At 65.0% G+C, this 6,957-nt stretch carries 5 protein-coding genes; 1 reads left to right on the forward strand and 4 read right to left on the reverse strand.

The window, feature by feature from the left end:
- Positions 1–360: 360 nt before the first annotated feature.
- On the reverse strand, positions 361–795 hold the full coding sequence (locus tag AB0C46_RS40550; RefSeq protein ID WP_362834151.1) for a hypothetical protein: 435 nt from the start codon (positions 793–795) through the stop codon (positions 361–363).
- A 271-nt stretch (positions 796–1,066) separates the two neighbouring features.
- Entirely contained in the window at positions 1,067–2,188 is a 1,122-nt protein-coding gene (locus tag AB0C46_RS40555) for an IS630 family transposase (RefSeq protein ID WP_362834152.1), read from the reverse strand.
- 198 nt (positions 2,189–2,386) lie between these two features.
- Here AB0C46_RS40555 and AB0C46_RS40560 point away from each other — a divergent pair, with 198 nt between their 5' ends.
- Positions 2,387–3,016 (forward strand): class I SAM-dependent methyltransferase, encoded by a 630-nt coding sequence (locus tag AB0C46_RS40560; RefSeq protein ID WP_362834153.1) that lies wholly within the window; start codon positions 2,387–2,389, stop codon positions 3,014–3,016.
- A 109-nt stretch (positions 3,017–3,125) separates the two neighbouring features.
- Here AB0C46_RS40560 and AB0C46_RS40565 read toward each other — a convergent pair whose 3' ends face one another.
- Complete coding sequence (locus AB0C46_RS40565) at positions 3,126–5,603, reverse strand: site-specific integrase (protein WP_362834154.1); 2,478 nt, start codon at positions 5,601–5,603, stop codon at positions 3,126–3,128.
- Positions 5,600–6,889, reverse strand: a complete 1,290-nt coding sequence (locus tag AB0C46_RS40570; protein WP_362834155.1) for a tyrosine-type recombinase/integrase — start codon at positions 6,887–6,889, stop codon at positions 5,600–5,602. Before AB0C46_RS40570 ends, AB0C46_RS40565 begins: the two co-directional genes overlap by 4 nt.
- Between the last annotated feature and the right edge of the window lie 68 nt (positions 6,890–6,957).

Consider the following 6,957-nt stretch of genomic DNA (forward strand, 5'->3'; position numbering starts at 1 on the left):
TTCTCCGAACTAGTGCTCTGGCCGGGAAGGTTCACCGGGTTGTGTGCACGCCGCAGCTGCCGTGAGGCATCGGCCGCAGCGCACGCCCCGATGGGCGACCGCTGCCTCCAAGTGGGATGAATCGAGGCGGTACGGGAGTTGGGGTGTGGCGACAGGGCTGTCGGGTGATCGCCCTGTCGCCGTTGCCGGACCGCCACCGAAAGGTCACCCCATGCCCCTGCTGCGCCTGGGCGTCTCCCTCCAGCCGCGCCGGCCGCTTGAGCACCAGGAAAACTTCGGTACAGCGCCCGCAACAGCACCGTTCGTTCCTGAGTTGGCAAATGCGCAGCTCAGGAACGAAAACGGCACTGAAGCAGTGGCCTAGAACCCGGGGCTCACCCAGTGCGCCATGACTCCCGTACGTCCGTCGCCGTTGCTGAGGATGCTGGCGGTGCCCGTCCCGATGCGGTACGCGTGGAGCGTGATGACGTCATTGACGTCGAACTTCTCCAGGATCGTCTGCCCGGGGGTGGTCTGACCTTCCCATTTCCCACCGGTCAGTGCTTCAGTGCCGGGGATGAGCTGGCCGTTCTTGAACAGTGCAGTGCGGACGTACAAATACGCCGCTGCGGTCCCGCCGGTGAATGAGCGGGCGTGGTACGAGATCTCCCACATGCCGGGGAAGGGGATCGTGAGTTCCGGGATGTCGGTGATCTGCTCATCAGCGTGGTCGGCACCGGTGAGTGCGTGGTTGCAGTCGACCGGGCTGGTCTGGAGCCATGTCGAGCCCTGCCGGTAATTTGCTGGAGTTGTCATGCTTTTACGCTAAGTACGGCAGTCGCAGGATAAGAGATGTTCAGTCGGATGCCGCCCGTTCAGGTAGAAAAATGCATTTGACGTTTAATGTCGGTGGGCTTGGTGTTCGCCAGTCCACCCGGTGATCCAAACAAGACAACCCAACACATGCGCCCCCTTCACGCAGTCCGTTCAGGCAACATGCACCGGCCCGGACGGCAGGCGATTGCGAGGGGAGTGGGACCGCGGCGGCGTCGATGGTCACGTGCCGCTCAGGATTGAGGAAAGGTACTCAGGCTGCGGCGGCGAGGGGGCGTCCGCCCCAGCGGATGCCCTTCTCGCTGCGGATGCGGGCGCGTTCCTTGCGCTCGGCGGCCAGGACGTCTCGGTGGCGGGCGTTGGCGTTGCGCCAGCGCAGGTAGGCGTGCAGGGCGCGGGTCTGGACGGTGTGGTTGGGGTGGTTTGAGTTGGCGATGGTGAACTGCCGCAGCGGTCCAAAGTGGGCTTCTATGGGGTTCGCCCAGGAGGCGTAGGTCGGGGTGAAGCACAACTCGACCTTGTTCTTTTTCGCCCAGCGGCGGATGTCGCCGCCCTTGTGGGCGGACAGGTTGTCCGTGATCACATAGATCGGTGCGCCGTCGCGCCGGGCGGCGCGGATCGACTTCAGCGCGGCCAGGGAGTTCGCGGTGCCCTTGCGTCGGCGGTTGACGCCCCACAGGGTGTCGTCGCCGACCGAGTAGCAGCCGTGGAAGTAGGTGACGCCGTGGGTGCGATGGTAGGTCGCCGGCAGCCGGTCGGGCTGATCCCGCTTGGCCCAGCAGGAGCCGCCGGTGGGGCGGATGCCGAGGGGGCCGAACTCGTCGAACGCGAACGTGCGGTCGGGGAAGCGTTCGAGGACGTGCTCGATCCGGTCGAGCTTGGCGCCCCGCTCTGGATCGGTGGACTCCTTCCACGTCTTGGTGCGCTGGAAGGTGACGCCTCGTCGGGTGAGCAGGCAGCGCAGGGCCTCGCGACCGATCCGTATCACCCGGCCGTAAACCTTGCGCAGGTAGGCGGCGAGCTTGCGGATCGACCAGCGGGTGAAGGGCTGCCCGAGCTTGGCCGGGCGTGTGGTGGCCATCTGGACGACGAAGTCCTCGTCGTCAGGGCTGAGCAGGCGGGGACGGCCTCCCGCCCATCGAGGGTCCAGGCAGGCCATGCCGATCTCGTTGAACCGGTGAATTACATCGCGCACGGTGTCCTCGTCGGCCTGCACGAGCTGGGCGATGACCGGCACCCGGTTGCCACCGGCCGAGGCCAGCAGCATCACCGCCCGCCGGTAGCGCACAGTGTTCGTGCTACCTCGACGCACGATCCGTTGTAACTGTTGACCCTCATGATCCGTCAGTCTCCGGACCTTGACCGGCTCGGCCACCACGCCTCCCCGAACCTCGGATGCCCGACCACATCCAATCGGTCCGGACCCTGCCACCGCCAACTCGGCGAACCTATTCGGTCAGAGCACTAGCGGGGCGTCCCGTGGCCAGGTGACAGGACGATCAGTCCTGCGAGGAAGGGGCCGGTATGGGTCCGGAGAACTGCTGTGAACGGCACGAGTGTTAGCTTCCTTCCCGTGTTGAAACACCAGGACGAGACCAAGGCGGCCTATGACGGGGTCGTCGAACTGTATGCATCGATGTTCGCTAATCGGTTGGAGACGCAGCCGTTCGCGCGGAACATGATCGGCACCTTCGCCGAGCTCGTGCGTGGCACGGGGAACCTACGGGCAGCCGACGTCGGGTGCGGGCCTGGCCATTTGACGGCCATGCTGCACGACTTGGGGTTGGACGTCTACGGGCTCGACCTCTCCCCGGCTATGGTCGCCCACGCCCGGCGGGCTCATCCGGAGCTGCGGTTCGACGAAGCGCGCATGGAGGCCCTGCCGGTCGAGGACGGCGCGCTCGGCGGAGTGCTGGCCCACTACTCGATGATCCATACCCCACCAGAAGAATTGCCCGCGCTGATCGCGGAGCAAGTGCGTGTCCTGGCGCCGGGGGGCCTGCTCCTGGTGTCCTTCTTCGGAACCGAAGGCTCCGAGCCTGTCCGCTTCGACCACAAGGTGGCGCCTGCTTACAGCTGGCCGGCGGACCAGTTTGCCGAGTTGCTGGCTGGGGCCGGACTCGTCACGGTGGCTCGGTTGCTCCATGATCCAGCGTCCGAGCGGGGCTTCCTCGACACCCACCTGCTGGCCCAGCGCCCGTAGAACGTGGCGCGTGGCCGGGGTGGTGTAGATCATCCGCGTGGATGAGGCTCGTCCAAGCGCCGCTTTCTGTGGCGGTGTCCGCTGAGCACGCCGGAGTAAAGCCATTCAGTCACGCAGGCCCCGGCGGGGTGGCCACCCCACTGGTACGAGCAGCGATCTCCCGGAAGGTAGGAATCCCCAGGTCGACAGACTCCTGCTTCCGGGAGATCTGGGCGTCGAGTTGGGCAAGCTTCTCCTCGGCGTGGGCAAGGCTGCTCTGCAGCCCCTCGATCTCGCCGAGCCAGCCTTCCCTTTCGGCTTCCAAGATGCGCGTGAGGAGGTTGTCGCGGATTTCGACAAGCCGGGGACGCTCTGTCGCGTGGACGATCAGGACGGGGCATCGGACACAAGCGTGTTCGTGAGCACAGTCAGTTCCGTATGCGCGGCCGCAGTCGCCCAGGGCGAGCTTACGGCGCTCAAAGTGCCCGAGAAACTCTCCCCACTCCTCAGGAGTGACGGTGCGGTATTCATCGGCAGGCCGCAGAGCCCGGCGCCGGGCGATGAACGCTCGATGTGCCTCGATGGCATCAGTGGGGTAGATCGCGGCGTATCCCATCGTCGTTCCGATGTGGTCGTGACCAGCGATGACCTGGGCGATGTGAGGGGGCAGACCGTTGAGGATGGAATCCGTGATGAAGATCCGGCGGAAGTCGTGAGGCTGAAAGATGAGGGGGTCACCCGCGCTGTCCGTCAGACCTGAGGCCAACAAGGTGACGTCGAGTCCCCGACGGATCGTCGCCCGTGACAGCGGACGCAGGTAGCCACCAGAGCGATCCTGAAACAGGAGAGGCATCGGCGGGTTCCAGACCCGTTCATAGTGGTCATAACTACGAAGAACGGGGACTCTCCCGTCCGAGCCTCGGACCCGAGAGACGACCGTGCTCAACACGTCCGCCAGCTCCGGCGTGACCAGGACAAGTCGCTCTTGGTCCGTCTTCGACGGGGCGATCTGCAAGAGCGGAACGGCCTGCCCGGTGGTGGGGAGCTTGTAGCTGACGATGCTGTGATGCCCCAGCTCGAGGAGTTCTTCGATGCGGATGCCGGTGTGCCGCAAGATCTCGATGGCAGCCCACCCCCAGAATGCGCTGCGCTCCTCACCCGCGAATGAGCGCCGGGTGCCCTTCGCATCCCAGGCATGGATCGGACGCCCGTCAGCGCATTTACTGAAGCGCGGAACCCTGAAGGTCTCACCAAGCACGCTGAAATCCGAACCGAGCGGGGCAGCATTGAGCGCATCGAGACGCATCGTGGCTTCTTTCAGCAGGCGGTGAGCCGTCTTCACCAGCGTGGGCAGCGCCGGCAGACGCTCGCGAGTACGTTGGTCCATGCGTGCCTTGAGCTGCTTCTCAGCCTTTCTTCCCGAGCACTCGGCTTCGCTGATCGGGCAGGGCGCCACCCAGGCAGCCCACTGGCCGGGGTCCTCCACTGCCCACTCCGCCAGGTCCAGGTAGAAGGCTCTGACCTGGGTTTTGATCCCGATTGCACCTCGGCGTGGCTCTGTGAACTCACGAAATGATCCGTCGGGCAGACGCTTGCGGACGGTCTTCGTAGCCAGGCGGACCTTCCAAGCAGTGATCACCTCGGCAGGCAGCCGAAGAGAGTCAATGCCCGGATGATGCCGCTCCAGGTCGCCCCAGAACCGAAGGGCCAGCGAGATCGTGAGCGCCTGCAGTGTCGTGAAGTCGAGCCCCACGGACCGGTGGGAGAGGTAGGCGACCAAGAGATCGCGGATCGGACGGCACTGCAGTTCGTAGCGGTCGACAAGGTCCGCCGGGGTGAGTTGCCCGGTACGGTTCGAGATCCGGAACAGCGTGTGCGGTGCGTCTGCTGGAAAGAGATCCAAGTCGCGTAGCCAGGTGTAGGCGAGCTGGATCCGTCCATTGCTGTTGCTCGGATTCTTGCTTTGCCAGAGCAGCAGGTCGCCGACGACGATGTCCTCGATGGCGCCGCCTCGGCAGGCCATGATCTCCGCAATGGTCTTCAGTCCGGACGAGATGTTCGCAGCCGAGATGTTGGTCGGCAGTGAAGCCCTCAAGCGGGCGAACCCCTCGGGGTCGCGTGTGGTCTCCAGAGCCGGCCGAAGATGCCGCGATCTTGACCCGATGAGGAATTCCGGGTCGGGTCTGATGGCATCCGCGCAGAGCAGCGCCAGCAGCCCGACGAGAAGCGTTTCACGGCGAGATACTCGCCCTTCCGGACGGGCCCAGGCTGCGAAGGCATCCCGCCACCCCTGCGACGCAATGTGCTGGCCGTGGGCAGGGCTCCTCTGCCAGCGCTGTTGCCAGGTTTCTCCCGGAAAAGTCATCAGCCAGTCGAGGAGGAGGCGGGCCCCGAACATCCGATTCGCCTGGGCGCTGGGTTCCACAGCTCGTAGCGGTGGGCGAGTCAGCCGCTCAAGGACCTCTTCACGCGTGACCGCGGTCGCTTCCCACGTGCTTGGTCTTTCCCGATGCGGGAATCGGTTCATCAGCGTGAGCGCTTCGGCGCCCACCATGCTTGTGACCCGCGGAACGAAGCTCGAGCCGACGTGGGTCGCAGTGCTCGTCATGACGCGTCCCGACCGAAGAGGATGGACAAGGAGTCGGGGTTGTAGGACGGCTCGTCAACAGGCACAGGAGTCTCCTCGCGTCGCTTCTCCTGACGGGCGTGGTGGGCAAGGCCGGCTCTGATGACGTCGTCCCTGGTCGGACGGTTGTAGATGTCCAGGGTCGACAGATACTTGTGGCCGAGGATCTTTTGCACGTAAACCGGCGGCATGTTCGGGTCATCGAGCATCAGGAACGTCGCCGTGTGCCGCAGATCGTGAAGGGTCCAGTTAGCGCCCAGGAGATCGTTGGCGCGGTTGAACATCATGCGCGCCGCGTCGTACTCCAGCGGCCGCCATGGGCGCCGCAGCGTCCACCACAGCGCATGGTGACGGCCCCGAGGGACGCCCTTCTTCCAGGCGGACTCTTGGTAGAGCCGCAGCCAGACGAACGCATCCGGGGTGGCGGCCAGGGCCTGGTAGTCGCGGGTGCCCTTGCGGATCACACTGACGGTCTGCTCGCCGACAACCGCGCCGCCCTGCTTGACCGTGAGCAGCTCCTCGGCGCGGGCACCAGTGGCGACCCAGAAGGCCAGCAAGGCGCGGTCACGATGAGAACGGAGCCCGGCGAAGACCTTGGTGTACATCTCGTCGGGAATCCGCCGCGGGACCCGCTGCGGAACGGTCGGCCGGTAGAGGCCCGTGCGTCGGTTCCGATGCTTCTTCCCACCATCACGCTGTGTCCCAAGCTGGGACAAGCGGCGCCCACGGACCAACGGGAAGGGGTTCACCAACAACGAACCGGTGTTTTCATCCAGATGGAAGTTGTAGAACTCCCGCAGCACCGTCTCGCAATGAGCACGGGTAGCCGGCGAGTACTTGGTCCCGACCGTGGGTTTACCAGTCACCGGATTCGGCGTCCCCGGCGCCGGCCTGTCACTGCGAGGCGGCGGGACCTTGGAGACAGCCTTACCGCGATGGCGCCAATGGACACGCTTCGGCTTGTCCGCCACCTTCATCCACAACATGAAGTCCCGAGCGTCTTCCCGGGTCGCACGGTCCCACTCGATCCCGAGCGCCCATAAGAACCGAAACCAGCGCAGCAGATCCATGCCGTACGAACGTGGCGTCAACGGCGAGCTGTCCCTCGCCATCAGCTCCTTGAGGTAGAGCGCAGCGGGCTCGACCGGCCTCCCGAGACCATCCAGCACCCTGTACGGCTCCCAGGGATCTCCCGTCTTCAGCAACTGGCCTAACTCAGGCAGAACAAAGTTCCTCAGGTCCCTTCCGGACCGCTGCTCATCAAGCACATCGGGAAGCTAGCAGATACCCGGTCTGACCTGCGAAGACAGCTCAGTTAGTTCGGTTAACAGGCCTG

It is taken from the genome of Streptomyces sp. NPDC048637 (assembly GCF_040650675.1).
Classification (GTDB): domain Bacteria; phylum Actinomycetota; class Actinomycetes; order Streptomycetales; family Streptomycetaceae; genus Streptomyces.